Annotated in this window: 25 protein-coding genes and 1 tRNA gene; 12 read left to right on the top strand and 14 right to left on the bottom strand. The window is 64.0% G+C overall.

What is annotated here, in order from left to right; genetic code table 11:
* Positions 1-42: 42 nt before the first annotated feature.
* Positions 43-492 carry a DUF4174 domain-containing protein gene (locus tag DQW77_RS01515; protein WP_113256418.1) on the bottom strand — a complete coding sequence of 150 codons (450 nt, stop codon included), beginning with the start codon at positions 490-492 and terminating at the stop codon, positions 43-45.
* A gap of 114 nt (positions 493-606) precedes the next feature.
* On the opposite strand from DQW77_RS01515, the gene DQW77_RS01520 reads away from it, so the two are divergent.
* The 6 genes from DQW77_RS01520 to DQW77_RS01545 all read left to right on the top strand — a co-directional run bounded on the left by DQW77_RS01520 (position 607) and on the right by DQW77_RS01545 (position 6,638).
* Positions 607-1,605, top strand: a complete 999-nt coding sequence (locus DQW77_RS01520) for a hypothetical protein (protein ID WP_258523636.1) — start codon at positions 607-609, stop codon at positions 1,603-1,605.
* Entirely contained in the window at positions 1,577-3,706 is a 2,130-nt protein-coding gene (gene scpA, locus DQW77_RS01525) for a methylmalonyl-CoA mutase (protein WP_113256419.1), read from the top strand. Before DQW77_RS01520 ends, scpA begins: the two co-directional genes overlap by 29 nt.
* 86 nt (positions 3,707-3,792) lie before the next feature.
* Positions 3,793-4,299: an MAPEG family protein gene (locus DQW77_RS01530; protein WP_147094916.1), complete on the top strand. Its 507-nt coding sequence runs from the start codon at positions 3,793-3,795 to the stop codon at positions 4,297-4,299.
* A gap of 98 nt (positions 4,300-4,397) precedes the next feature.
* A complete protein-coding gene (locus tag DQW77_RS01535; protein ID WP_113256421.1) occupies positions 4,398-5,102 on the top strand; it encodes an ABC transporter permease in 705 nt (234 codons plus the stop codon).
* Between the two features lie 32 nt (positions 5,103-5,134).
* Complete coding sequence (locus DQW77_RS01540; protein WP_113256585.1) at positions 5,135-5,812, top strand: ATP-binding cassette domain-containing protein; 678 nt, start codon at positions 5,135-5,137, stop codon at positions 5,810-5,812.
* A gap of 19 nt (positions 5,813-5,831) precedes the next feature.
* Positions 5,832-6,638, top strand: a complete 807-nt coding sequence (locus DQW77_RS01545) for a substrate-binding domain-containing protein (protein ID WP_113256422.1) — start codon at positions 5,832-5,834, stop codon at positions 6,636-6,638.
* Between the two features lie 28 nt (positions 6,639-6,666).
* Here DQW77_RS01545 and DQW77_RS01550 read toward each other — a convergent pair whose 3' ends face one another.
* The 3 genes from DQW77_RS01550 to rocF all read right to left on the bottom strand — a co-directional run bounded on the left by DQW77_RS01550 (position 6,667) and on the right by rocF (position 9,426).
* Positions 6,667-7,347: an FkbM family methyltransferase gene (locus DQW77_RS01550; protein WP_113256423.1), complete on the bottom strand. Its 681-nt coding sequence runs from the start codon at positions 7,345-7,347 to the stop codon at positions 6,667-6,669.
* 77 nt (positions 7,348-7,424) lie between these two features.
* A complete protein-coding gene (locus DQW77_RS01555) occupies positions 7,425-8,480 on the bottom strand; it encodes an ornithine cyclodeaminase (protein ID WP_113256424.1) in 1,056 nt (351 codons plus the stop codon).
* A gap of 16 nt (positions 8,481-8,496) precedes the next feature.
* Positions 8,497-9,426 (bottom strand): arginase, encoded by a 930-nt coding sequence (gene rocF, locus DQW77_RS01560; protein WP_113256425.1) that lies wholly within the window; start codon positions 9,424-9,426, stop codon positions 8,497-8,499.
* A 118-nt stretch (positions 9,427-9,544) separates the two neighbouring features.
* Here rocF and DQW77_RS01565 point away from each other — a divergent pair, with 118 nt between their 5' ends.
* Positions 9,545-9,973, top strand: a complete 429-nt coding sequence (locus DQW77_RS01565; protein WP_113256426.1) for an Lrp/AsnC family transcriptional regulator — start codon at positions 9,545-9,547, stop codon at positions 9,971-9,973.
* Positions 9,974-9,989: 16 nt separating this feature from the next.
* Here the strand turns inward: DQW77_RS01565 and DQW77_RS01570 are convergent, their stop codons facing one another.
* Together DQW77_RS01570 and DQW77_RS01575 are read right to left on the bottom strand one after the other, a co-directional pair.
* The gene (locus DQW77_RS01570) at positions 9,990-10,454 is read right to left on the bottom strand and encodes a disulfide bond formation protein B (RefSeq protein WP_113256427.1); all 465 of its coding nucleotides are present in this window, start codon (positions 10,452-10,454) and stop codon (positions 9,990-9,992) included.
* Positions 10,454-11,032, bottom strand: coding sequence for a YqaA family protein (locus DQW77_RS01575; protein WP_113256428.1), 579 nt, complete (start codon positions 11,030-11,032; stop codon positions 10,454-10,456). The genes DQW77_RS01570 and DQW77_RS01575 overlap by 1 nt, the downstream gene beginning before the upstream one ends.
* A gap of 151 nt (positions 11,033-11,183) precedes the next feature.
* On the opposite strand from DQW77_RS01575, the gene DQW77_RS01580 reads away from it, so the two are divergent.
* Positions 11,184-11,269 (top strand) — tRNA-Leu (locus DQW77_RS01580).
* A 13-nt stretch (positions 11,270-11,282) separates the two neighbouring features.
* On the opposite strand, the gene DQW77_RS01585 is transcribed toward DQW77_RS01580, so the two are convergent.
* The 5 genes from DQW77_RS01585 to DQW77_RS01605 all read right to left on the bottom strand — a co-directional run bounded on the left by DQW77_RS01585 (position 11,283) and on the right by DQW77_RS01605 (position 16,803).
* Positions 11,283-11,939, bottom strand: coding sequence for a DUF938 domain-containing protein (locus DQW77_RS01585; RefSeq protein WP_113256429.1), 657 nt, complete (start codon positions 11,937-11,939; stop codon positions 11,283-11,285).
* 81 nt (positions 11,940-12,020) lie between these two features.
* Positions 12,021-13,094 carry a BMP family ABC transporter substrate-binding protein gene (locus DQW77_RS01590; protein ID WP_113256430.1) on the bottom strand — a complete coding sequence of 358 codons (1,074 nt, stop codon included), beginning with the start codon at positions 13,092-13,094 and terminating at the stop codon, positions 12,021-12,023.
* A gap of 32 nt (positions 13,095-13,126) precedes the next feature.
* Positions 13,127-14,047, bottom strand: coding sequence for an ABC transporter permease (locus DQW77_RS01595; protein ID WP_113256431.1), 921 nt, complete (start codon positions 14,045-14,047; stop codon positions 13,127-13,129).
* Positions 14,047-15,129 (bottom strand): ABC transporter permease, encoded by a 1,083-nt coding sequence (locus DQW77_RS01600; RefSeq protein WP_113256432.1) that lies wholly within the window; start codon positions 15,127-15,129, stop codon positions 14,047-14,049. The genes DQW77_RS01595 and DQW77_RS01600 overlap by 1 nt, the downstream gene beginning before the upstream one ends.
* Positions 15,130-15,285: 156 nt before the next feature.
* Positions 15,286-16,803 (bottom strand): ABC transporter ATP-binding protein, encoded by a 1,518-nt coding sequence (locus DQW77_RS01605; RefSeq protein WP_113256586.1) that lies wholly within the window; start codon positions 16,801-16,803, stop codon positions 15,286-15,288.
* Between the two features lie 219 nt (positions 16,804-17,022).
* Between DQW77_RS01605 and dnaE the strand changes: the two genes are divergently transcribed.
* Positions 17,023-20,592 (top strand): DNA polymerase III subunit alpha, encoded by a 3,570-nt coding sequence (gene dnaE, locus DQW77_RS01610; RefSeq protein WP_113256433.1) that lies wholly within the window; start codon positions 17,023-17,025, stop codon positions 20,590-20,592.
* A 20-nt stretch (positions 20,593-20,612) separates the two neighbouring features.
* Here the strand turns inward: dnaE and DQW77_RS01615 are convergent, their stop codons facing one another.
* Positions 20,613-20,807, bottom strand: coding sequence for a SlyX family protein (locus DQW77_RS01615; protein ID WP_113256434.1), 195 nt, complete (start codon positions 20,805-20,807; stop codon positions 20,613-20,615).
* A gap of 108 nt (positions 20,808-20,915) precedes the next feature.
* Between DQW77_RS01615 and hisS the strand changes: the two genes are divergently transcribed.
* Genes hisS through hisG form a run of 3 tightly spaced genes read left to right on the top strand, consistent with a single transcriptional unit; the run spans position 20,916 to position 24,303 of the window.
* Positions 20,916-22,529, top strand: a complete 1,614-nt coding sequence (hisS, locus tag DQW77_RS01620) for a histidine--tRNA ligase (protein WP_113256435.1) — start codon at positions 20,916-20,918, stop codon at positions 22,527-22,529.
* Entirely contained in the window at positions 22,526-23,611 is a 1,086-nt protein-coding gene (locus DQW77_RS01625; protein ID WP_113256436.1) for an ATP phosphoribosyltransferase regulatory subunit, read from the top strand. The genes hisS and DQW77_RS01625 overlap by 4 nt, the downstream gene beginning before the upstream one ends.
* On the top strand, positions 23,608-24,303 hold the full coding sequence (gene hisG, locus DQW77_RS01630) for an ATP phosphoribosyltransferase (protein WP_113256437.1): 696 nt from the start codon (positions 23,608-23,610) through the stop codon (positions 24,301-24,303). The genes DQW77_RS01625 and hisG overlap by 4 nt, the downstream gene beginning before the upstream one ends.
* 214 nt (positions 24,304-24,517) lie before the next feature.
* On the opposite strand, the gene DQW77_RS01635 is transcribed toward hisG, so the two are convergent.
* Complete coding sequence (locus tag DQW77_RS01635; RefSeq protein ID WP_113256438.1) at positions 24,518-25,198, bottom strand: response regulator transcription factor; 681 nt, start codon at positions 25,196-25,198, stop codon at positions 24,518-24,520.
* Positions 25,195-26,625 (bottom strand): cache domain-containing protein, encoded by a 1,431-nt coding sequence (locus DQW77_RS01640; RefSeq protein WP_113256439.1) that lies wholly within the window; start codon positions 26,623-26,625, stop codon positions 25,195-25,197. The genes DQW77_RS01635 and DQW77_RS01640 overlap by 4 nt, the downstream gene beginning before the upstream one ends.
* Between the last annotated feature and the right edge of the window lie 79 nt (positions 26,626-26,704).

Here is a 26,704-nt window from a genome sequence, read left to right on the forward strand (position 1 = left end):
CGTCGGGCGTAGCCCTGGCGGCGAGGGAAGGGCAGGGTGCGTTCAGCTGTCCCCGCTGCGCCGCTCCTCAACCTCCTGCTGGCGCATCGGCAACTTGTCGATGGTGCGGGAAATCTCGCGCACGTCCCAGGGAAGCGGCTTGCGCAGGTATATCGTCCCGTCCTTGCCGATCAGCACCAGCATGAAACCGCGCGGATGCAGACGCTCACGCAGGGCGCTGTCAGCGTCAGGGTCGGTATCGGTGAGTACGACGACATCGCGATCTTCCAGATCCTCGAGCCGATCCGAGATGTATTCCATCTGCTGCACGTATCGAGGGTCGGCGGGGCTGTCGGCAAAGACCACAAGCGGGCGTTTTATCCACTTGAATTCGCTCAAATCCGCTGTTTCCCCCGACATGATGATCGAGGGATCGGCGCTGTCCTCGGTTTCCTGGGCCTTGGCCGGGAAAGCTGCAAGCGCAAGTGCGAAAAGGAAAAAGACAGGTTTCATGTGCCCTCCTGATGAGCAAGATATAGTGGTGTTGGCCCCGATTGCGAAGGCAAATCCGAGTGAGAACCGCGAAAACTTGCCTGTTAATCCGCTCTTGGCAAACGGGAATGCAGAATGCCGCCCCTGACCTTTCTTGAACCGCTCGCCGCGGTTCTGCGGCATGAGGCGCATAAAGCCATGGACATCATCCTTCATCTCGGGGCGCACAGGACGGCCACGACCAGTTTTCAGCATTTGATACGAGAAAACCAGGCGCGGTTCGAGGCCGAGGGCCTTGGCTTCTGGGGGCCGCGCCGGACGCGGAACGGGCTGCTTACCGGGGTCATTCCGGTGCCGGGGCCGCAAAGCCGGGATGCGCAACTGCAGCGCGCCGCGGGACGCATTTCGCTGGCGGTCGAACAGGCCGCCCGGCTGGGGCTGCGTCAGATCCTTGTCAGTGACGAGAACATGATCGGCACGCCGCGGCGCACCCTGCGTGATGGATCGCTTTATCCGGACATCGGGGAGCGTATGGCGCGTTTCGCAAGGGCGTTCGGCGGCCGTATCGCCCGGGTATCGCTTTCGATCCGCGGCCAGGACAGCCTGTGGCCGTCGCTGATGGCCTTTTCGGTGGCGCGCGGCGCGCGCATTCCAGATGATTGCAGGCTTCGCCGGATAGCGGATTCGCGGCGGGGCTGGCGTGATGTCATCACCGATCTTGCCTGCGCGCTTCCCGATACGCCCATCCAGATATTCCCGCATGAAATCCATGCAGGCACACCCGAGCGCAGGCTCGCTCTGATGACGGGGCGCGAGCGTCTGCCGGCGTGTCCTCCCCCGGAATGGCTCAACCGCACCCCGGACCTGTGGGAGTTGCGCCACCGGGTGGCCGAACGCGGTGGCGACCCCGAAGCGTTGCCGCCCGGCCCCGGCCGGTGGCAGCCCTTCGGGCAGGCGCAATGCGCCGCGCTTGGCGAATTGTATGGGGACGATCTTTTCTGGCTACGTTCCGGTGCGGACGGGCTGGCCGAACTGACAGAGGAAACCGACCGGAAAAGTGCGCTCGGAAAGGCGCCGGCCGGTCAGATGAGAAGAGGACGACCAAATGGCTTCGAAGAAAGACGATTGGCGTGATATTGCCGAAAAGGAATTGCGTGGCCGGCCGCTGGAGGATCTGACCTGGAAGACGCTGGAAGGCATAGATGTCCGCCCGCTCTACACCGAAGAGGATGTGGCCGGGCTCGACCATCTCGGCAGCATTCCGGGTGACCAGCCCTTCACGCGCGGGGTCAAGGCGACGATGTATGCCGGCCGCCCCTGGACGATCCGGCAATATGCCGGGTTCTCGACGGCGGAGGAATCGAATGCCTTCTACCGTCAGGCCCTCGCGAACGGGCAGCAGGGCGTCAGCGTGGCCTTCGATCTGGCCACCCATCGCGGCTACGACAGCGATCACCCCCGCGTCGAGGGGGATGTCGGCAAGGCCGGCGTGGCGATAGATTCGGTCGAGGACATGAAAGTGCTCTTTGACGGTATCCCGCTGGAGAAGGTCAGCGTTTCCATGACGATGAACGGTGCCGTGATTCCCGTGCTTGCCAGTTTCATCGTCGCTGGCGAGGAACAGGGCGTCTCGCGGGCTGATCTATCCGGGACCATCCAGAACGACATCCTCAAGGAATTCATGGTGCGCAACACCTACATCTACCCGCCCGAGCCCAGCATGCGCATCGTGAGCGACATCATCGAATACACCAGCACCGAGATGCCGCGCTTCAACTCGATCTCGATTTCCGGCTACCACATGCAGGAGGCCGGGGCGAATCTTGTGCAGGAATTGGCCTATACCCTTGCCGACGGCCGCGAATACGTGCGCGCCGCGATCGAGGCCGGCATGGACGTGGACAAGTTTGCCGGCAGGCTCTCGTTCTTCTTTGCCATCGGCATGAATTTCTTCATGGAGGCGGCCAAGTTGCGGGCCGCGCGGCTTTTGTGGCACCGGATCATGACCGGGTTCGGCGCGCAGGAGGACCGGTCGAAGATGCTCCGCACCCATTGCCAGACAAGCGGTGTCAGCCTGCAGGAACAGGATCCCTACAACAATGTGGTGCGTACCGCCTATGAGGCGATGAGCGCGGTTCTGGGCGGCACCCAGTCCCTTCATACCAACGCGCTCGATGAGGCGATGGCCCTGCCCACCGATTTCAGCGCCCGCATCGCGCGGCATACACAGCTGATCCTGCAGGAGGAAACCGGTGTGACCAACGTGGTCGATCCGCTGGCGGGCAGTTATTATGTCGAAAGCCTGACCCACGAACTGGCCGAGAAAGCCTGGGAGCTGATCGAGGAGGTCGAGGGGATGGGCGGCATGACCAAGGCGGTGGCCTCCGGCATGCCGAAGCTCAGGATCGAGGAAACAGCCGCGACCCGGCAGGCGATGATCGACCGCGGCGACGAAGTGATCGTCGGGGTCAACAAGTATCGCCGCGACGAGGAAGACCCGATCGACATCCGCGATATCGACAACACCAAGGTGCGTGAAGGCCAGGTCGCGGCGCTCCAGCGGATCCGCGCGAACCGTGACCAGGCCGCCTGCGACGCGGCTCTGGACAACCTCGCGTCCTGCGCCGCCGGGGGCGGGAACCTTCTGGAAGCGGCCGTCGAGGCCGCCCGTCATCGTGCCACCGTGGGAGAGATCAGCATGGCCATGGAAAAGGTGTTCGGCCGCCACCGCGCCGAGGTCAAGACGCTCGCCGGGGTTTACGGCGCCGCCTACGAAGGGGACGAGGGCTTCGCCGCGATCCAGAAATCGGTGGAGGAGTTCGCCGAGTCCGAAGGCCGCCGCCCGCGGATGCTGGTGGTCAAGATGGGCCAGGACGGGCATGACCGCGGCGCCAAGGTGATTGCCACGGCCTTTGCGGATATCGGTTTTGACGTGGATGTCGGCCCGCTGTTCCAGACTCCGGACGAGGCCGCGCAGGATGCGGTTGACAATGACGTGCATGTCATCGGGATCTCCAGCCAGGCGGCCGGTCACAAGACGCTTGCGCCGAAGTTGATCGAGGCCCTGAAGCAGAAGGACGCCGAGGATATCATCGTGATCTGCGGCGGCGTCATCCCGCAACAGGACTACGAGTTCCTGAAGAAAGCCGGTGTGAAGGCGATCTTCGGCCCCGGCACCAACATACCGGAGGCCGCGCAGGACATCCTGCGGCTGATCGGCGACGCGCGCGGCTGAACCGGCCGCGGGCCGTCGTGGCCTGTTGACAGGTTCGGTGTCCTGCCCCGAAAGTCGCACCACCGCGGTGGTCGAAAGGCAGGTGCATGGGCAGGAACGCAGCAATCACGGTCGCAATGGCCGGGGGCCTGGTCTGGTCGGTGGCCCTGCTCTGGAGTGCGGCGCGCTTTGTCGAGATCCCGGTCTTCACCCTGATGCCGACGATCATGACCGCGTTTCTGACTCCGGGGCTTGTGATGGCGGCCATGATCGGGTGGATCGCGCGGCGCCGGTTCGGTGACGACAAGATCATCGGGGCGCAGTCGCCATCCGGAAACGCCGGGATTGACCGCCGGATCCTGTCGACCGCGACAGAGCAGTTGGTGCTCGCCTTGTGCATCTGGCCCGGTGCGGCGGTGATACTGGGCGGTGCCGGCCCCGGGGTCATCGTCATGCTCGGGCTCGGCCTGGCCTTGGCGCTGATTGTCTTCTGGATCGGGTGCCGCATCTCGGTTCCGCTGCGCGTCTTCGGACTGGTCGCCAGCTTCTGTCCCACCGTGCTGGTGGCCCTGTGGGCCATGTTGTCGCTGTCGGGCCTGTTTCCGGGGCGATGAAACACTGTCGCAGTTGCTTGTTCCACCGGATCGAAAGCTGTGATTAAGAAGGGCCATGGCCGGCACGGGGTACGGCGAAGTGACAGCGGGTGCGGGCGATGTCCGAGATCGGTGAAGGTTTCCTGCATGCGTTCCGGCTCATTGTCGGGCTGGATCCCGAATTGGTGGAAATCGCCCTGAGGTCGCTTTTCGTCACGCTGACGGCCCTTTTGATCGCGTCTGTGATCGCCTTGCCGATGGCCGCGCTCCTGGCGGTGCGCCGGTTTCCGTTCCGCCGGGTGACGATCGCGACATTGAATGCCCTGATGGGGTTGCCGCCCGTGGTGGTCGGCCTGCTGGTCTATATCCTGCTGTCGCGGGGCGGACCGCTCGGGGTTCTTGGGCTGCTCTTCACGCCGGCGGGAATGATCATCGCGCAGGTGATCATCATCGTGCCTTTGGTGGCCTCCATCGCGCACCAGTCCCTTCGCGATCTCTGGGCCGAGTATCACGACCTGCTCATTTCCATGAACACCACGCAGGGGCAGCGCATCGCGACCCTTCTCTGGGATGGGCGGCGGGCGCTGCTGACCGCCTCGCTGGCCGGCTTCGGGCGCGGCATCGGCGAGGTCGGGGCGATCATGATCGTCGGTGGCAACATAGATCATGTCACCCGGGTGCTGACCACGGCGATCGCGCTGGAAACCGGCAAGGGCAATCTGGCGCTGGCTCTCGGGCTGGGCTTCGTGCTGATCGCGCTGGCGATCTCGGTCAACCTCGCGATCCACTGGCTGAGCCGCACAGAGCGCGGAGGCCGGTGGTGAGTGTCCTGCTGCCACTGGAGGTACGCGGCGCGATGGTGCGCCACCGCGGCAAGGTCCTCATCGGCCCGGTGGACCTGACGCTTGCCGGCGACGGTCTGAGCATCGTCATCGGGCCCAATGGCGCCGGCAAGACCAGCCTTCTCAAGATGCTGCACGGCATTCAGCGGCTGAGCCGGGGCGAGCTGAGCTGGGCCTGCGGGCTGGAGGAGGCCCGGCGCCGGCAGGCCTTCGTCTTCCAGACGCCGGTGATGCTGCGGCGCACGGTTCTTGAAAACCTGATCTACCCGTTGCGGATCGCCGGTATGACGCGGGCCCAGGCGCGGCCACCTGCGCATGACTGGTGCGCACGGATCGGCCTGGAGGCCGCGGCGACACGGCCGGCGACAATGCTATCCGGGGGCGAACGGCAGAAACTGGCCCTGGCCCGAGCCCTCATTGCCGGGCCGGACCTGCTTTTCCTGGATGAACCCTGCGCGTCGCTCGACGGGCGGGCAACGCGCGAGATCGAGGCGATCCTCCTCGCCGCGGCGGCAAAGGGCACACGTATCGTCATGTCCACGCATGACATGGGGCAGGCGCGCCGGCTGGCCGACGAGGTTCTTTTCATCCTGAACGGGCAGGTGCACGAACGTGTCGGCGCAGAAGGCTTTTTTGCCGGTCCCGGAACTGCCGAGGCGCGCGCCTTCCTCAAGGGTGATATCATCGACTGACCGCAATGGAGGATCTGCAATGCTGAGAAAAACGTTCATGGCGCTGGCCGCGCTGCTCATGATGACGGCCGCCGCAGCCGCCGAGGAAATGAAGATGGCGGTGACGACCTCATTCCACAATTCGGGGCTGGCCGACGTGCTCCTGCCGGAAATCGAGGCCGATACCGGGATCACGGTGCACCTTCTGGTGGTCGGAACCGGGCAAGCGTTGAGGCTTGGAGAGGCGGGCGACGTCGACGCGGTGCTGGTGCATGCGCGCCGGGCCGAGGAGGCGTTCGTTGCCGCCGGGCACGGCACCCACCGGCGCGAGATCATGTACAACGATTTCATCATCGTCGGCCCGGCGGAGGATCCGGCCGGCGTGGCCGCTGCCGGTGATGTGCTCGACGCGCTGGAGCGTATCGCGGATACCGGTGCGGCGTTTGTCAGCCGCGGGGATGACAGCGGCACGCACAAGAAGGAAATGGCGCTCTGGCACGAGACCGGCATCGCCCCGGGGGGTGATTGGTACCGCGCCGTGGGCGCGGGCATGGGTGCTGCGCTCAACACCGCGTCGGGCATGAATGCCTACATCATGGCGGACCGGGCCAGCTGGCTCAATTTCGGCAACAAGGGCGATCTGGAGCTTCTTCACGCGGGCGATCCGCGGCTGTTCAACCAGTATGCCTACCTGCCGGTGAACGCTGAGCGGCACCCCCATGTGAAGGCCGACGCGGCCCGAAGGCTGGAGGATTGGCTGACCTCGCGGCGTGCGGCCGAACTGATCAATGGCTACCGGCTGTCGGGTGAGCAGTTGTTTACCTTCAATGCGGGTGCGGGAAGTTGAGAAGCTGAAAGCGCTTCGCGCCGGAAGATCACGACGCAGGTCCTCCGGTGTAAGCGCTGTGGCGGATCCACTCTTCCCAGACGAACGGGTAGCACCATTCGCAATCATGGCTTTCGGCCAGCTGGCGCCTTATCGTGTCGCGTTCGGCAACCAGGGCCTGCTCGAAAAGGTGGAACTGAACCTGCAAGCGCCGGATCCGCCGTATGAACCCGCCATTGATCAGGGCCGGCAAGAGATCATATTCACCCCCCTCAATGTTGCATTTGGCCAGGTCGATGCCGGAAATTTCGTTTGAACCGAAGAATTCCGTCACGGACATGACCCTGGCCTCGAAACCTCCTTCGTGACCGGCCACCGCCGAGGAGGCATCGCCGGCATCCGACAAGCGCAGTGTGCCGTCCCGCGATCCGAGGGCGAAACCATGGACGAACACCCGGCTGTCGCCACGGTATTTCGTTACGAGCCTCTCCGCAAAGCCGGGATGCGGCTCGAACACATGGATCGAGCATTCCGGCTGCTGGCCAAGCACGGTGTCCGTCCATTCGCCCTTGAACCCGCCGAAGTCGAAAACCACAGCCCCCTCAGGAAGCCCATTGTAATCAAGCAGCCGGGATTGCCCGTTCTCCTTTTTCCACAGGCGGAAGGCGTCGTGAAAGACGCCCCTCCAGGGATTGCGCCGCCGATCTTGCCATTTCTTGAAGGATGCCATTGCCACTCGGGGTTTTCGGCATGTTTACAATTCCCGGCGCGACGGCACAAGGCGATAGGGCGCGTGCGATCCTGCACTCACCCCGGCCCGGCGCGCCTGAGCATGCCGAACAGGTCGCGCGGATCGTCCGGGTCGGCCAGCAGGTCGAGATCGAGGTAATAATCGGTGCCGCCGATATGGTCGCGGATGTAGCGCAGGGCGCTGAAATCCTCGATTGCGAAGCCGACACTGTCGAACAGCGTGATCTGCGCGGCGCTCGTCCGGCCCGGCGCGGTGCCGTTGATGACTTCCCACATCTGGGTGACCGGATGATCGGGCGGCATCTGCTGGATTTCGCCCTCGATGCGGGTCTGTTCGGGGTATTCGACGAAGATGTCGCTGCGGTTCAGGATGGCCGGGGCAAGCTCGGTCTTGCCGGGACAGTCGCCGCCGATGGCGTTGATATGTACCCCGCTGCCCACCATGTTGTCGGTGAGGATGGTGGCGTATTGCTTGTCGGCGGTGCAGGTGGTGATAATCTGTGCGCCCTCCATGGCGTCCTCGGCACTGCCGCAGGTTGCCACGTCGAGGCCCATGCCGGAGAGGTTGCGCGCGGCCTTGGCGGTGGCGGCCGGGTCGATGTCGTAAAGGCGCACGGCGCGGATGCCGCAGATGGATTTCATCGCAAGGCTCTGGAACTCGGATTGCGCGCCGGCGCCGATCATCGCCATCGTGTCGGCGCCCTTCGGGGCCAGGTGGCGGGCGACCATCGCCGATGTCGCGGCCGTGCGCAGGGCCGTCAGGACCGTCATCTCGCTGAGCAGCACCGGATAGCCGTTGCCGACATTGGCCAGAAGGCCGAACGCGGTAACGGTCTGAAGCCCGGCGCGCGTGTTCTTCGGGTGCCCGTTGACGTATTTGAAGCCATAGACCTCGCCGTCCGATGTGGGCATCAGTTCGATCACGCCTTCGGCGGAGTGGCTGGCGATGCGCGGGGTCTTGTCGAACAGCTCCCACCGGCGAAAATCCTCCTCGATATAGGCGGACAACCCGCCAAGCATCCTCTCGATCCCGATGTGATGCACGAGGTTCATCATGTTCTCGACGCTCACGAACGGCACGAGCGCCTTGTCGGACGGCTGGGTGTTGGACATTGTCGCGTCCCTTTCTTCAGGCGAATGCGTGCGTGGGGCGGTCGAAAACGCGCCGCCCCATGGCCGAAGCCGCCAGATCGACCATCACCTGTGCGGTACGCCCGCGGTCGTCCAGGAACGGGTTGAGTTCGACCAGGTCGAGGGATGTCATCAGGCCGCTGTCACTGATCATTTCCATTACCAGGTGCGCTTCGCGGATGGTGGCCCCGCCCGGCACCGTGGTGCCCACGGCCGGGGCGAAGGACGGGTCGAGGAAATCCACGTCGAGCGAGACATGCAGCGCGCCACCGGCATCCGCGACACGGTCCAGAAACGCCGAAAGCGGCCGCGCGATGCCGGACTCGTCGATTTCCCGCATGTCGTGGCGGCGGATGGCACATTTCTGTAGCATCTCGCGTTCCGGGCCGTCCACCGAACGCAGGCCCATGATGCAGATATTCTGTTCGGGGATGGGGGGGATGACCACGGGAAATCCGTCAAAGCCGCCATGACCGGTGACATAGGCCAGTGGCGTGCCGTGCAGGTTTCCTGACGCGGTGCTGTGCGGTGTATGAAAATCGCTGTGCGCGTCCAGCCAAAGGACGAATTGTGGCCGTCCTTGCGCCGCGGCATGGGCCGCCGCACCTGCCACCGATCCGAGCGACAGCGCATGATCGCCCCCCATGAAGATCGGAACGCCATCCGCCATCGCCTCTTGTCCGGCCGCTTTCAGCCGCGTGGTCCAACCGATGGTTTCGGCCGGAGCATGGACGTGGTCCGGGGTGGTGGCCGGCGTTTCGATCTCGTCCGGGATCAGGTTGCCGAGATCGCGGACCTCGTGACCGAGTGTCGCGAGCGCCTCTGCAATGCCGGCGACCCGGTAGGCGTCAGGGCCCATCAGGCAACCGCGGCGCCGCTTGCCGCTATCCACGGGAGCCCCGACAAGAATGCATTTTTTTTGTGACATGACAAATTCGCCTTGCTTTTGCGTGCCGCCATGATTCTTTCGGAATGGGGTGGATTGAACCCATCACTTTGAACTATTCGTGCAGTGAAATTTCGAAACGGACGCAAGGAATGCCGATTTGGATGAAATAGACTGCCAGCTCATATCTGCGCTGCGGCATGACGCACGCGCGTCGCTTTCGGAACTCGCCCTGGCCTTGGGTGTTTCGCGCACCACTGTGCGGGCACGGATCGACCGGCTCAGGCGGTCGGGCGATATCGTGGGGTTCAGCGTGGTGCTGAAAGGGGACGCGGTGCGCGATCCGGTGCGCGGGCTCATGATGCTCGGGATCGAGGGGCGCGGCACCGACCGGATCCTGCGGCAGCTCAACGGATTGAGCGCCGTGCGCGAGACGCACACCACCAATGGACGTTGGGACGTGATCGTCGAGATCGGTGCCGCCACACTCGAGGAGTTCGATACCATTCTCGCGCAGATCCGCCGCTTTGACGGGATTGCCAACAGTGAAACCAGCCTGCTTCTGAGCACCCGAAAATCAGCCCGGTAATTCGTTCCGAACTGCCCTAACCGGTGCGCGCGGCCATAAACCAGAGCACCGCCAGGCAGAGCGCCGCCAGCGCGTTCCAGCTGGCCATCGAAAGCCCCAGCATTTCCCAGGCGACTTCATCGCACCGTACCAGGGGGGCCGCCATGATCTGATCGAAAAGCTCGTCGGTACTCACGTCACCGGTTGTCGGGGAACTGCAGGTGCCCGGCCCCTGCCAGGCACCACGCTCGACCCCGGTATGGTAGATCCCGATGCCGGCTGTCGCAAGCGCGGCGGCGCCCCCCGCCAGCGGCAGCAGACGCCCGGGCAGAACCAGCGCCAGGCCCCCGATCACGACCGCCGCCGCGTGCGGCCAGCGCTGCCAGAGGCACAACTCGCAGGGGGCCAACCCGCCGAGGTGCTGGAAAGCAAGAGCGGCCCCAAGCAAGAAAAGGGATCCGCCGGCGGCGCATAGGATCAGAACGGTCCGGGACAGTGCCATCACAGGTGCCTCACAAGGTAGAAGCCGCCAAACAACAGAACAATGAAGAGCAGTGTCATCAATCCGAGGCGTCTTTCGATGAAACCGCGAATCGGGGTGCCGAATTGCCACAGAAGTCCGGCCACGATGAAAAAGCGCAGTCCGCGGGCCAGAACCGATGTCGCCATGAAAACCCCGAGCGGCATGGCCGTCCACCCCGACATGATGGTGATGACCTTGTAGGGAAACGGGGTGACACCCGCCGTGAGGACCGCCCAGAATCCGAAATCGTTGAACCGTTCCGAGAAGGCCTCCATCGCCGCGTCCTTGCCAAGCGCCTCGAGGATCGGTCGTCCGATCTGTTCGTAGGCCAGAGCGCCGATTGCGTATCCCAGGAGCCCGCCAAGCACGGAGGACACAAGTGCCACCCCCGCGATCAGCCAGGCGCGCGATGGACGCGCCAGAATCATCGGGATCATCAGGACGTCGGGCGGTATCGGAAAGACGGAACTTTCGATGAAGGCCACGAAGGCAAGCACCCACAGCGCCTGCGGATGGTCCGCCATGCGGATCGTCCAGTCATATAGGCGTCTCAACATTCGGCGGATGCTCCACTCGTATGGGTGGCTCGTCAGAGCATGGGCCGCCATGACGGTCAAGTCCCGTGGCGCCTGCGAAACCGCGCGAACGCAAAAAATGCAGCCCGATATCTGGACGACGCCCCGGGCCTTCGCTACAGGTGAAAGCAATGCCCGAGTGGTGGAATGGTAGACACGACGGATTCAAAATCCGTTGCCCTCGCGGGCGTGCCGGTTCGAGTCCGGCCTCGGGTACCAAAAGCGGCAACACTCACCGGCGCTCGGCGATCATGGCAATGTTGTTGGCGGGCATTTCGACAACCTCGACCATGCTGAGCCCGTTGCCCTGAAGGTGATCCACCACATCGAAATCATCCTTGTATCCGATCGCCGGATCCGTTGCCCGCAGGCTGGCATGGAAACGCGCGTCGCCCTCTGATGTCGTTTCACCGTCGCGCAGGAACGGTCCGTAAACCACCAGCCGACCGCCCGGCACAAGCGCCACAGACGCCTCGTGAAGCAATGTCCGGGTTTCGGTGTCGCTGATCAGGTGCAGAAGATTGATGACCACGATCAGGGTCTGCCCGGATTGTACCGAGTGCCAGTCCGGCGTCGTCGCATCCAGATGCTGTGCCGGCATGAGATTGGGCAGCGCGGCCGAGGCGGCCCAGGCATTGATGCTGGCCATGCGGGCGGGGTCGATCTCGCTGGGCTGCCATGTCAGGCCGGGCAGGGCGCGGGCGAACGAGACGATGTGTTGCCCGGTCCCGCTGGCGATCTCGAGGGCCCGTCCGCGGGGCGGTGCGACGTCGCGCAGCAGGTCCGTGATCGGGCCCGCATTGCGCTCTGCTGACGGGGCGTGCAAGCGACCGTCCTGGCCGGGTGTCGCGACCGATGCATTGTCGGGGAGATTCAGGCGGCGTACCATTCATGCCTCTGCTCGGGGGGGGCAAGTTGTGCCATGCGGTGACGGGACCGCTGCAGGGCCGGTCCCGTCAAAGGGCGCGGATCACTGCGGAATTTTGCCCGAAATCCCCTCGACATAGAAATCCATGCCCAGAAGTGTGCCGTCATCTGCCGTCTCGCCCTCGGCCAGCCACGCAGAGCCGTCCTGCTTGTTCAAGGGTCCAGTGAAGGGATGATAGTCGCCGGATGCGATCTCGGCCTTGAGCGCCAGCGCCTGCGTTTTGACGTCCTCGGGCACCGCGTCGGTGATTTCACCGATTTCCACCATTCCCTCGTTTATGCCGTGCCAGACCTGCTGGCTTTCCCACGTTCCATCCATCACGTCTTGGGTGCGTTCGATGTAATAGGGCGCCCAGTTGTCGATGATGGAACTGACACGGGGATACGGCTTGTATTCGGCCATGTCCGATGCCTGACCGAAGGTGATGACATCGCCGGCCTTTTCGGCCGCGGCCTGGGGGGCCGTGGAGTCCGTGTGCTGCAGGATCACGTCGGCGCCCTGTTCTATCAGGGCGGTCGCGGCATCGGCCTCCTTGGCCGGATCGAACCATGTATAAGCCCAGATTATCTTGAACTCGACATCCGGATTGGCCTTTCTGGCGTGGATGTAAGCCGCGTTGATGCCGCGGATAACCTCGGGGATGGGGTAGGAGGCAATATAGCCAATGACATTGCTTTCCGTCATGCTGGCGGCGATATGGCCCTGTATCGCACGTCCTTCATAGAACCTGGCGGAATAGGTGGACACGTTATCGGCGGTCTTGAACCCTGTCGCGTGTTCGAACTTAACGTCGGGGAATTTCTTGGCCACGGTGATCGTCGGTTCCATGAAACCGAAGGAGGTGGTGAAAATCAGGTCGGCACCGCGCAGCGCCATCTGCGTGATGGCGCGTTCGGCATCCGCGCCTTCGGGCACGCTTTCCTGGAATACCGTCTCGACCTTGTCGCCGAAATGCTCTTCCACGGCCAGCCGCCCCTTGTCATGTTCATAGGTCCAACCGCCATCGCCGATCGGGCCGACATAGATGAATCCCACCTTGGTGGGGTCCTGCGCCGCGGCCGGAACGGCCAGCCCCGCGGCAAGGATTGCTCCGGCCAGGATTTTTTCGAGTCTCATGATTTTCTCCCTGTTTTGTACTTTCTAACGTCTTATCCGGTCGCATGGAAGATACGCCCCAACGACCCTGGTGCCCGAGATCGGTCGGCGGACATGATGACCAGCACCAGTATCGTGATGAGGTAGGGCGACATCGAAAGGTATTCGACCGGAATTGCAACCCCGGCCGCCTGCAGGTTGAGTTGCAGAACCGTCACGCCACCGAACAGCCATGCACCGAGCAGGACACGCCCTGCCTTCCAGCTTGCGAATACCACCAGCGCCAATGCGATCCAACCCGCGCCGGCGGTCATGCCCTCGGTCCATTGCGGCACCCGGATGAGGCTGATGTAGGCGCCCCCGAGGCCCGCGCAGGCACCGCCGAACAGGATCGCCATCACCCGGACCCGTACAACCTTGTAGCCGAGCGCATGCGCGGCGTCGTGGTTTTCGCCGACCGCACGCAGGACAAGCCCCGCGCGGGTATATTTCAACATCGCCCAGATCGCCGCGCACAGCCCGAGACCGACATAGACCATCACGTCATGTCCGAAGAGGATCGGGCCGAGGATCGGGATATCGCCAAGGACAGGGATGTCGAGGCGCGGAGTCGGAGGTGGTTTAACACCCACGTACCCCTGACCCATGAGCGCGCTCAGCCCGAGCCCGAAAAGGGTGAGGGCAAGCCCGCTGGCAACCTGGTTGGCCAGGGCCACCTGTGTCAGGCCCGCAAACAGCAGGGATAGCACCGCACCGCCAAGTGCCGCGGCGACGAACCCCGCGAAGGGCGAGCCGGTTTCGACCGCCGCCGCGAAACCGCAGATCGCTCCGGTGATCATCATTCCCTCGACCCCGAGGTTCAGCACCCCCGACCGCTCCACCACCAGTTCCCCGAGGGCGGCCAGCAGGATCGGGGTTGCCGCCACCATGAGCGACGCGAGCAACAGGACGGGGCTTATCGAGGCGAGGTCCATCACGCTGTCTCCGGCCGGATCACGCGTATGCGGAAGTTGGTGAAAAGGTCCACGGCGAGCAGGAAGAACAGAAGCATTCCCTGAAACACCTGTATCGCGGCGGCAGGAAGGCCAAGGTTGGATTGCGCGATCTCGCCGCCGATATAGGTCAGGGCCATCAGAAGCCCCGCCAGGAGGATGCCGACCGGATGAAGCCGCCCGAGGAAGGCAACGATGATCGCGGTGAATCCGTAACCGACGTTGAAATCAATGCTGATCTGCCCGGCCGGGCCGGACACTTCGAACATTCCGGCCAGACCGGCAAGCGCACCCGACATGCCCAGACAGAAAAGAACCAGCCGTTTCGGGCGAACGCCCGCGAAGCGCGCGGCACGAGGCGCCTGCCCGGTGAGGCGGATATGATAGCCCAGCACATGGCGGTTGAGCAGGACATAGGCGAAAATGACGGCGATCAGGGCCGCGACCACCCCCCAGTGCATCCCTGTCCCCGCAACGAGCTCGGCATTGTGGGCCGGGGCATACTGCTGAAGGTTGCGGGAGCCGGGAAAGCCGAATCCGTCAGGGTTCTTGAGCAAACCCAGTGACATCGCCGCCAACAATTGTTCGGCGACGTAAACCAGCATCAGCGACACCAGGATTTCATTGGTTCCGAAGCGCAGCTTCAGCAACGCAGGGATCATGGCCCACGCCCACCCGCCGGCTGCTCCCGCCACCACCATGACCGGAAAGACGACCCACAAATCCGCCGGGTAGAAGGCCAGACCGGCGCCCGCCCCGGTGATCGCGCCGACGATATACTGTCCCTCGGCACCGATGTTCCAGATCCCGGCCCGGAAGCCCAGCGAGAGACCGATCGCTATCAGGATCAACGGGGCGCCCTTCACCAGAAGCTGAGGCCCGTAATAGAAGGCGAATTCGCCAAAAAGGGGTTCCCAGAATATCGTCGCGATTGCCTCGACCGGGTTCTTGCCGAGAAGTGCGAAAAGCGCCCCTCCCGCGATCATCGTCACGGCAACCGCGAGGGGCGGGGTCAGGTAGGTCCACAGGCGCGAAGGCTCGGGGCGCTGTTCCAGTTTCAGCATTGTGCGCGCCCCATGTCCATCGCCAAGGCATCGCTTGGGAAGAAAGTGCAGGAGGCCCCCGCAGCGAGATGCCTCGAAAAGCGAAGGGGCGGCGGACAGCCGGTCATGATGTGCCCAACAGTCCGGTGCCGGATCGGACGCGGGCGGCGCCAAGGTTCAGACATGCGCCACCTCCATGCCGTGGGCCCCGCCCATCATCAGACCGATTTCCTCCACGGTCAGGCCGCGGGCAGGACGGATCTCGGAAAGGCGCCCCTCATTCAGCGCGCCGAACCTGTCGGAGATTTCCATCAGCTCGTCCAGGTCCTGGCTTATGCACAGGACAGCGGTGCCGTTGGCGGCCAGATCGAGAAGTGCCTGCCGGATCGCGGCGGCGGCGGCCGCATCCACGCCCCATGTCGGCTGATTGACGACAAGCACGTCGGGGCGTTGAAGAACTTCCCGGCCGATGACGAACTTTTGCAGGTTGCCGCCGGAAAGGGATCTTGCCGCGTTGTCCGGGCCGGGGGTGCGGACGTCGAACGCCTCGATGATCCTGCGTGCGAACCCCTCCGCGGCGGCCCATCTCAGGAAACCGTGACGCACGAGCCCCTCGCGTTGCGCCGCCGTCATCAGGGCATTCTCGGTCAGGGTCATGTCCGGGGCCGCGGCATGGCCCAGCCGTTCCTCGGGGGCTGTCAGAAGGCCCATTGCCCGCCGTTCGGCCGGTCCATGCCGCCCGATCGGCCGGCCATCCAGCGTGATTGCGTCCGCCTGGCTGCGGATTTCCCCCGAAAGGGCCGCAAGAAGCTCATCCTGTCCATTACCGGCAACGCCACCGATCCCGAGGATTTCGCCCTTGCGGACGGTGAAATGGATGTTGCGCAGCGAGGTTCCGAATGCCCCGGGAGACGCCAGCGAAAGCCCAGTTACATCCAGCGTCACCTGCCCGGGGTCGCGCCCGGCGCTCTCGGGCTGTTCGAAGGCGCTGCCAACCATCATCTCCGCCATTTCCCGCGCCGTCGTTTCCGACGGTACGCAAGTGCCCACATTCCTGCCCAGCCGAAGGATAGTGGCATGGTCGCAAAGGGTGCGGATCTCGTCGAGCTTGTGGGAAATATAGAGGATTGCAACACCTTCCGATGTCAGTTTCCGCAGCGTCGCAAACAGGATCTCGACTTCCTGAGGTGTCAGGACGCTGGTCGGCTCGTCCATGATCAGGAGCCGTGGATCCTGAAGCAGACAGCGGATGATCTCGACGCGCTGACGTTCCCCGGCGGAAAGATCGCCCACGATACGGTATGGGTCCAGCGGCAGCCCGTAGCTTTCGGAAACCTCCCTTATGCGATGTGCCAGATCGCGCATCCGGGGCGGGGTTTCCATGCCCAGAGCGACGTTCTCGGCGACACTCAGCGCATCGAACAGCGAGAAATGCTGGAACACCATTGCAACACCGGACGCGCGCGCCGCACGTGGTTCCGAGGGGGCGAAGGGCTGGCCGCGCAGCGCCATCGTTCCGCTGTCAGGCTTGACGAGCCCGTAGATCATCTTGACCAGGGTCGATTTTCCGGCGCCGTTCTCTCCCAGGAGCGCGTGAACCTCACCCTCCCGTATGCTGAAAGACACCGTGTCATTGGCGATGACACCGGGGTAGGCCTTGCTCAGCCCCGATATGTTCAGAAGTTCTGCGCCCACCGTGTTCACCCCCCGCCGCGTCCTTGAACGGCCCGCCGGTCATGTGAGCGCCAGTGAAATGCCAATCCCCCGGTCATGCAAGCCGGGATTTGCATCGCGGGCCATAATCAGCGTAACGGAATATTTGAAAATCCTTTTGTCCGAATTGCGGGCGTATCCGCTCCGCCCCCGGCATCTTGGGGCTTTCCCGCCGCGTCGCCAGACCATACCCTGCCTTGCATGACCAGCACACCCCGATTCATCCATTTGCGCGTGCACAGCGAGTATTCCCTGCTGGAAGGAGCCGTGCGACTGAAGAAACTGCCCGGTCTTTGCCGCGATGCGCGGATGCCGGCCGTGGCGGTCACCGACACCAACAACATGTTCGCCGCGCTGGAGTTTTCGGTTGCCGCACAGAGCGAGGGCATCCAGCCCATCATGGGCTGCCAGATCGACCTGTCCTACGCCTCCGCGGCGCCCGGAGATCGGCAGACCCCGCCCGCACCGGTGGTGCTGCTGGCCCAGAACGAGCAAGGTTACCGGAACCTGATGAAGCTCAATTCACGCTTCTACCTTCGTGGCGACGGCCAGGCGGGTCACGTCACGATGGATGAGCTGGCGCAGCTTGGCGACGGGTTGATCTGCCTGACCGGCGGGCCGGACGGGCCGGTGGGACGCCTGTTGCGAGCCGGGCAGCGCGCGGCGGCCGAAACCTTGTTGAGCCAACTTTCGGGCGCGTTCGGCGACAGGCTGTATGTCGAGTTGCAGCGGCACCCGGGCGAGGAGGGCCCACCCGAGGCCGAGCGTCTGAGTGAGCGCGGCCATGTCGAGATGGCCTACGCGATGGACCTTCCGCTGGTGGCCACGAACGATGTGTATTTTCCGGAGTCCGGAATGTTCGAGGCCCATGACGCCATGCTCTGCGTCGCCGACGGCGCCTATGTGGACCAGAACGAACCGCGCCGGCGCCTGACGCCACAGCATTATTTCAAGACACAACAGGAGATGGTGCCGCTTTTTGCCGATTTGCCCGAGGCGCTCGAGAACACCGTCGAGATCGCAAGGCGTTGCGCTTTCGGGGCCTACCGGCGCGACCCGATCCTGCCGCGGTTTGCCGAGGACGAGGTCGAGGAGCTGCGCCGCCAGGCCAAGGAGGGTCTGCAGGCGCGTCTTGCCGTGATTCCCCATGCGGCACCGGTCGAGGATTACCAGACACGGCTGGAATTCGAGCTTGGCGTGATCGAGAGCATGGGGTTCCCCGGTTACTTCCTGATCGTTGCGGACTTCATCAAGTGGGCCAAGGGGCGCGACATTCCCGTCGGTCCGGGACGCGGATCGGGCGCGGGCAGCCTGGTGGCATATGCGTTGACCATCACCGATCTGGATCCGTTGCGCTACTCGCTTCTTTTCGAAAGATTTCTGAACCCTGATCGGGTCAGCATGCCCGACTTCGACATTGATTTCTGCATGGACCGCCGCGAGGAAGTCATTCAGTACGTGCAGGAGAAATATGGCCGCGACCGCGTCGGACAGATCATCACCTTCGGTGCGCTTCTGTCAAAGGCGGCAGTGCGCGATATCGGACGGGTGTTGCAGATGCCCTATGGGCAGGTGGATCGCCTGTCCAAGATGATCCCGGTCGAAGGGGTCAAGCCCGTGAGCATCGAAAAGGCTCTCGCCGAAGAGCCGCGCCTGCGCGAGGAAGCCCGGAACGAGGAGGTGGTGGATCGTCTTCTCACCTACGGCCAACAGGTCGAGGGGTTGTTGCGCAACGCGTCAACCCATGCGGCGGGGGTCGTCATTGCCGATCGCCCGATCGACGAACTGGTGCCGGTGTACCAGGATCCCCGCTCGGAGATGCCGGCGACCCAGTTCAACATGAAGTGGGTGGAGCAGGCCGGCCTGGTGAAATTCGATTTCCTGGGGCTCAAGACCCTCACGGTGATCCAGAACGCAATCGAGCAGATCCACGGCGCCGGGCGTGACCTGCATGTCGCCCAGGATGGCGCGCTTATCTACACCCCCAACCCGGGTGCGGAAAACGATATCGGACAGATCCCCCTGGATGATCCGAAGACTTACGAACTTTATGCCAGGGCCCGCACGGCGGCCGTGTTCCAGGTGGAAAGCGAGGGCATGCGCGACGCGCTCAAGCGCATGAAACCGACCTGCATCGAGGATATAGTGGCGCTTGTCGCGCTCTACCGTCCCGGGCCCATGGAGAACATCCCCAAATATTGCGAGGTCAAGAACGCGCTGAGCGAGCGCGAATACCTGCACCCGTCGGTCGATCACATTCTGGACGAGACGCAGGGTATCATCGTCTATCAGGAGCAGGTTATGCAGATCGCGCAGGAGATGGCCGGGTATTCCCTCGGTGGCGCCGACCTTCTGCGTCGCGCCATGGGCAAGAAGATCCAGGCGGCGATGGACGCCGAACGCCCCAAGTTCATCGCCGGCGCCAAGGCCAACGGGGTGGATGACGCCAAGGCGCTTGAGGTGTGGAACCTTCTCGACAAGTTCGCCAATTACGGTTTCAACAAATCCCATGCCGCGGCCTATGCCGTGGTCAGCTACCAGACCGCCTGGCTCAAGGCCAACCACCCGGTGGAGTTCATGGCCGGGGTCATGAATTGCGACATTCACCTCACCGACAAGCTGAGCCTGTATTTCGAGGAAGTCAGAAAGGGGCTCGGCCTGCCCTGGGCGCCACCCTGTGTGAACCGTTCGGAGGCCACATTCGCGGTTCGCGACGGGGTTCTGCACTATGCCCTTGGTGGGTTGAAGAATGTGGGTGTGGAGGCGATGAAGCTTATCACCCGGGCGCGGCGCGAAGCTTGTCAGCCGTCACCGGCTGCCGCGCCCGGCAAGGGCGCACCCGGGCCAGCCACCGGGCCGGACGAACGGCCCTTCGCCACGCTCCATGATTTTGCCCGCCGCGTCGATCTCAAGCGGATCGGCAAGCGCTCGCTGGAAATGCTGGCACGCGCCGGGGCTTTCGATGCTCTGGATCCCAACCGGCGCCGCGTTTTCGAAAGCCTGGAAGCCCTCTTGAACTATTCCACCGCCATCCAGGAGCAGAAGAATTCCAGCCAGGTTTCCCTCTTCGGGGAGGCGGGCGAGGATCTTCCGGAGCCGCGCCTTGCCGCGGTGGAGGACTGGCTTCCGGCGGAGCGGCTGACCGAGGAATTTCGCGCCGTGGGGTTTTACCTGTCGGGTCATCCGCTGGATGACTACATGGCGGCGCTGCGGCGCAAGGACGTCAAGACCCTGGACGAGGTCACCGCGATGGCCGCGACCGCGCCGGTTGTCGTGAAAATGGCGGGCGTCGTCGCGGGCCGTCAGGAGCGCAAGTCCGCGAGGGGTAACCGCTTCGCGTTTGCACAGCTTTCGGACACGACCGGCGGGTACGAGGTAACCATCTTCTCGGATACGCTGGAAACCGCGCGCGAACATCTTGAGACCGGCGCGCAGGTGGTCATTACCGTCGAGGCGTCGATGGAAAGCGAGCAACTCAAGCTGCTGGCGCGATCCGTGCAACCCGCCGATGGCGTGGTGGCCGATGCGGGCATGGCGGGGCTGCGTGTTTTCGTCGAAAAGCAGGAGGTCATCGCCTCGGTCGCGTCAATCCTTGAAAACGCCGCCCGCACGGTCAAACGTGGCGGTGCCGGCCCGGTCAGCTTCTGCCTGCTGGACCCGGATCTGCCCGGCGAAGTGGAGGTGGCCACGGGCCGCGAATTCCCTGTCAGCCCGCAGGTCAAGGGTGCGATCAAGAGCCTGAACGGCGTGGTGACCGTCGAGGAATACTGAGCCGTCGCGCGCCGCCCGCCTTACCAGTGCGGCGGTGGCCGGTTCGTGTCGGCCCCGCTATCCCCCTCGCCGGTGGCGCGCGCGGCCTCGCGTGACATCAGCAAGTCGAGACGTGTTCTCAAAGCGGCGATCTCGGTTTCCTGGCGGGCGACGGTGTCCGACAGGTCCTCGACCGCGCGGGTCAGGTGGGCGATCTGCTCTTCAATCTCTCTCATGAGCGCAGATAGGCCGCGCCGCGCGGCTTGGTCAAGTGTCCGGTCGCTTGCCCCCGCCGCGCCCTTCGGCTAGACCCCGCGGCGAACGTCCCCGGCAAGGATCCCGCCATGGCCAAGACCAGGAAACAGCCCCGTCCCAAGGCCGAGACACCGAAGGGATTCCGCGATTATTTCGGCGCCGAGGTGACCGAGCGCGCGGCGATGCTCGACGCCATTGCGGCAGTCTACCACCGCTACGGCTTTGACGCGCTGGAAAGCAGCGCGGTCGAGACGGTCGAGGCGCTTGGCAAGTTCCTTCCGGATGTGGACCGGCCCAATGCGGGCGTCTTTGCATGGCAGGAGGATGACGAGGGCGGCAAGGGTGACTGGCTGGCGCTGCGCTATGACCTGACCGCGCCGCTGGCGCGGGTCTACGCGCAGCACCGCAACGAGCTGCCAACACCCTACCGGCGCTACGCCATGGGCCCCGTCTGGCGCAACGAAAAGCCCGGGCCGGGGCGGTATCGGCAATTCTATCAATGCGATGCGGACACGGTGGGCAGCGCCTCGATGGCCGCCGACGCAGAGATCTGCGCGATGCTCGCCGACACGCTGGAAGCGGTCGGCATCCCGCGCGGGGATTACGTGGTGCGGGTGAACAACCGGAAGGTGCTGAACGGGGTGCTGGAGGCGACAGGCGTCTCTGACCCCGAGCAACAGGCCGCTGTTCTACGTACCATCGACAAGTTCGACAAGGTGGGCGAGAGCGGCGTGCGCGAGTTGCTGGGCAAGGGGCGGCTCGACGCCTCGGGGGCCTTTATCGATGGGGTGGGCCTTAGTGACGCGCAGGTCGAGACTGTAGTCTCATTCTTAATGGCGCGCCGGGATATCCCTAATTTAGAAGAGTTGGCAGTGGAATCAGCAATCAGTGCACATCGCGGAATAGGTTACGCGGCCAGCATTGTTGAGGCCTTTCACAGAGTCGATTTGGGGAATCTCGACGCCGGGATGGAGTTGAACGTAATTGTCCTAAACAAGCTTTTGGATGTTGTGGGAGACTCAGAGATAGGGAAGGAAGGCGTTCAAGAGCTGGCGCAAATAACGAATTTCATGATTGCTCAAGGCTACGGCCCAGACCGCATTGCCATCGATCCCTCCGTGGTGCGCGGCCTTGGCTATTATACCGGCCCGGTCTTCGAGGCGGAGCTGACCTTTGAAATCCTTGATGAAAAAGGCCGCAAGCGGCAATTCGGCTCGGTTGCGGGCGGGGGGCGGTATGATGACCTCGTGAAGCGGTTCACAGGACAGGCGGTGCCGGCAACGGGCGTCTCCATCGGGGTGGACCGGTTGCTTGCAGCGCTGCGCGAAAAGGGGCGCATGGGCGGTGCGGCGCAGGGGCCTGTCGTGGTGACCGTGATGGACCGTGCGCACATGGCCGATTATCAGGCCATGGTTGGTGAGCTCAGGCAGGCGGGAATTCGCGCCGAGGTCTACCTTGGCAACCCCAAGAACTTCGGCAACCAGCTCAAATACGCCGACAAGCGCGGCAGCCCGGTGGCAGTGATCGCGGGCAGCGAAGAGTTCGAGCGCGGCGTGGTTCAGGTCAAGGACCTCGTGCTCGGCGCGCGGATCGCCGAGAACGCGACGCTTGAGGAATGGAAGGAGCGGCCCAGCCAGGTCGAGGTTCCGCGCGATCAGCTCGTGCAGAAAATACGGGACATCCTGAAGGAGCAGGGCGGATGACCGACCGCGCCGAGGTCCGCCGCGAGGCCGCGCGGCTGCGGGCCCTTTTCGAGAATGCAGGCGCCCGCCCGGTCGAGACGACGATCCTGCAGCCTGCCGAGGTGCTGCTTGATCTTTATGGCGAGGACATGCGCGCGCGGGCTTATGTCACCTCGGATGCGCTCAGGGGCGAGCAGATGCTGCGGCCGGATTTTACCGTTCCGGTCGTGCAGATGCACATGTCTGACGGCGCCGAGCCGGCGCGCTACACCTATGCGGGCGAAATCTTTCGCCGGCAGGAGGATGACCCGGACCGGGCCAACGAGTATTTTCAGGTCGGGTTCGAGATCTTCGGGCGTGACACGCCGGCCATGGCGGATGCCGAGGTTTTTTCACGGATATTCAATATCCTGAAACCGCTTGGCCTGCGTGCGGCGACGGGTGATATCGGTATTCTCATGGCGGCGGTCGAGGGCTTGCGGACAACTGCCCGGCGCAAGGCGGCACTAAGGCGGCATATATGGCGGCCACGGCGCTTTCGCGCCTTGATCGACCGTTTCGCCGGACGGGCGCCGGTGCCTGCGGCGCGGGCGGCGCTGCTTGACCGGGCCGATCCCATGGCCGCCGCCGGACCCGTGATCGGGTTGCGGGGAGAAGAGGAAATAATGACCCGTATCAACGCCTTGAAGGAAGATGCGGCGACCCCGCCGATTTCGGAAAACGAGGTGGCGCTTCTGGATGCGATCCTTTCAGTGCGTGAAACCAGCGACAATGCCATCGAACGCCTGCGCGATATTGCCGTGGATCTGCCCGCGATCTCGGCTTCTGTGGACCGCCTGGCGGATCGGCTGGAGGCGCTGGAGGCGCGGGGGATTGCCGCCCGAACACTGGATTTCGAAGCCAGCTACGGTCGCGCCCAGATGGAATATTACGACGGTTTTGTCTTTGGATTCTATGCCGAAAGCAGGCCGGATCTGCCGCCGGTGGCGACCGGTGGACGCTATGACGCGTTGACCCGGCAACTGGGCGGCAGCCGCGAGATCCCGGCCGTGGGCGGGGTGATCCGCCCGGGGCTGGTTCTGAAGCTGGGAGGCGCGGCATGAGCATTAAACTGGGCGTGCCGTCCAAGGGTCGGCTGATGGAGAAGACTTTTGACTGGTTCGGCGCGCGCGGGATCACATTGGGCCGGGCCGGGTCGGAACGCGAGTATTCGGGATACGTTCAAGGCATTGATAACGTTGATCTTGTTTTGCTTTCTGCGGGTGAGATCCCGCGCGAGTTGGCCGCCGGCCGGATCCATCTGGGCGTCACGGGCAGTGATCTGGTGCGCGAGAAGCTGGGCCAATGGCACACCCGTGTCGAGGAGCTGGCGGAACTGGGGTTCGGGCATGCGGACCTGGTTCTGGCTGTGCCCGCGGCGTGGGTGGATGTGAGCGTGCTGGACGACCTTGATGCGGTCGCTGCAGCTTTCCGGACAAGGCACGGATTTCGCTTGAGGATTGCCACCAAGTATCACCGGCTGGTGCGGGAGTTCCTGCGCGAAAACGGAGTCGCGGATTACCAGTTGGTGGACAGCCAGGGCGCCACCGAGGGCACGGTCAAGAACGAGACCGCCGAGGCGATCGCCGACATCACCTCCTCGGGAGATACCTTGCGGGCCAACCATTTGAAAACGCTGGAAGACGGCCTGATCCTGCAATCCCAGGCCACGCTTTTCCGGTCGCGCGCCGCGGCGCTGGACGAGGGCGGGCGGGCCACGCTCGGGGCGTTGCTGCGCCGGCTTTCGGCGGATTGAACGGCGGGCCGGCAGCCCCCGGCTCCTGAAAAATCCGAAGATCATGTTCCGGGGTCTTTAACGATGAAGCGGGCGATGGCCCATCATGCTGGTCCTGCCCCGGAAACCGGGCCTCGATCCGGGTCGTCGCGGGTCTTGCAACCGGTTCCGAGCGCTTCGGGCTTGGCGGCCCTTTTTGTGTTTCGCGTTGCGGCGAGGCGGCCCCTGAGGCCGCTCACAGCCGCGCGCCGGTGCCCTGCAGGACGCCGTGTTCCATCGCGTAGCGCGTCAGGCCCGCGGTCGAGGAAATTCCAAGTTTGCGCTTGATGTTCTTGCGATGGGTTTCGACGGTCCGCACGGAAATATCGAGTTCGGTGGCGACTTCGCGGTTGGAGCGGCCCTGAGCGACCTGCAGCAGGATCATCTGCTCGCGGTTGGTGAGCTGTTCGCGACCGTGCCCGTCCTGCGGTGTCAGCGAGCCCTGGGCGCCGGTGCAAAGATAGCGCTCTCCCGCCAGCACCTTGTCGATGGCGTGACGGATCTCCTCGGTCGGGACGTCCTTGAGAACATAGCCCATTGCGCCGTGGCTCAGTGCCGAGGTGATGTATTCCGGGCTGTCATGCATGCTCAGGACGAGGATGCGGGTTTGAGGGCGCCGTTCGAGGATGATCTCGGTGGTCGACAACCCGCCTATGCCGGGCATGTTGAGATCCAGAACGATAAGGTCCGGGTCGAGTGTGCCAACCCGCTCGATTATCTCGCTGCCGCTTGAAAGGGTGGCAATGACGCGAAAGTGATCGTAGCTTTCGAGGATTGCCTGTATACCCTCGGCGACCATCGGATGATCGTCGACGATCACGATGCGCGCGGGGCGGGCTGGGGACGGCGCGGGGCCGTGATCCGGTTCCGGGGTCATGCGTGGGCCTTTCTGTCGGGTTCGGCGGCGTCCTGCGGCGCCAGAAGGTGGCTGAGCGGCACTGTCGCTTCGATCACGGTGCCGGTGCGGCCTGACTGGATCGTCAGGGTTCCGTCAAGCTGTTCGATGCGTTCCTGCATGTTGCGCAGGCCGAGCCCCGTTGCCGGCCCATCGCGGTTGCGCCCGCCCGCGCCGATGCCGCAACCGTTGTCGGCGACCCTGAGCGTGGCACCGCGAAGATGGCCGCGGATGTCGATCGAAACGCGGCTTGCGCCGGCATGGCGCTCGATGTTGGTCAGGGCCTCCTGCGCGACGCGGTAAAGCGCGATCTTGGCGTCATCGTCCAGGCGGTTTCGGAACACCGCGGTGTCGAATTCGGTGGCGATTCCGGTACGGGTGCCGAAATCCTCGGCAAGTGCCTTGAGAGCGGGGCCAAGCCCCAGATCATCAAGCGTGCCGGGACGCAGGTCGCGGCTGATGCGGCGCACTTCCTGTATGGCGCCGGACAGGTGCGCGATCCCGTTTTGCAGGTTCTCCGAGGCGCGCGCATCCCCGGTCTCGAGACGGCGGCGGGCGATATCGAGCGCATAACGCACCCCGACAAGGATCTGGCTGATGCCGTCATGCAGTTCGCGCGCCACGCGTCCACGCTCTTCTTCCTGGGCGTCAAAGATCCTCTGGGTCAGCTTCTTGAGCTTGGCATCGGCAAGGCGGCGCTCGCGGATATTGATGAAAAGTCCCGATATGAAGACCAGGAGAAGTGCCGCGAGGGTGATGCCGCCGATCCACAGGAAGGTGCGTTGCATGCGGGCCTCGACCCCGGCGCGCGCGGCACCGACAGTGTCCAGCGCGTCGTCGATGAATACGCCGGTGCCCACGGCCCACCGCCAATCCTGAAGACCGATGACATAAGCCACCATCCGGTCCTCCTCGCCGGTCGAGGGCTTGGGCCACTGGAAACTGTGGTACCCGCCACCCGAGCGTGCCAGCCGGATCAGTTCGTCAGTGACCGGAGTGCCTTCGCTGTCGGTGAGTCCGCGCCATTCGCGCCCGATCAGTTCGGTGCGGCGCGGGCTGACAAGGTTCCTGCCATCGTAATCGAACACGAAGAAATAGCCGTCCTGCCCGTAAAGCAGCGCCGCGAGCGTCCGGGTCACGGCCAGTTTGGCGGCCTCGTCATCAGGCGCGGCGCGGCCGTAATCGTTCATTATGGCACCCCTTGCGATCGACAGGTAGTTCCTGAGTTCCGCGCGCTTGGCCGCGATGAGCTGTTCCTCCAGGCTGCGAATCTCCCGTTCGGTCAACTGCCGCGACTGCACCGTCACAAGTACCGATATCGCGACCGCCGAGAGGATGAGCGGCAGCGTTGCCATCAGGAAAAGCTTCTGGCCATACCCAAGGTCGAGACGGTCGAAAAAGCGTCGCATGTCGCTTCGATACGTCGAATCGAAGCCGAATCCCAGAGGCACGACATCCCGGCGCGCCCGGCAGGGGCATCCTTCCCCG

It is taken from the genome of Roseovarius sp. TE539 (assembly GCF_003298505.1).
Lineage (GTDB): Bacteria > Pseudomonadota > Alphaproteobacteria > Rhodobacterales > Rhodobacteraceae > Roseovarius.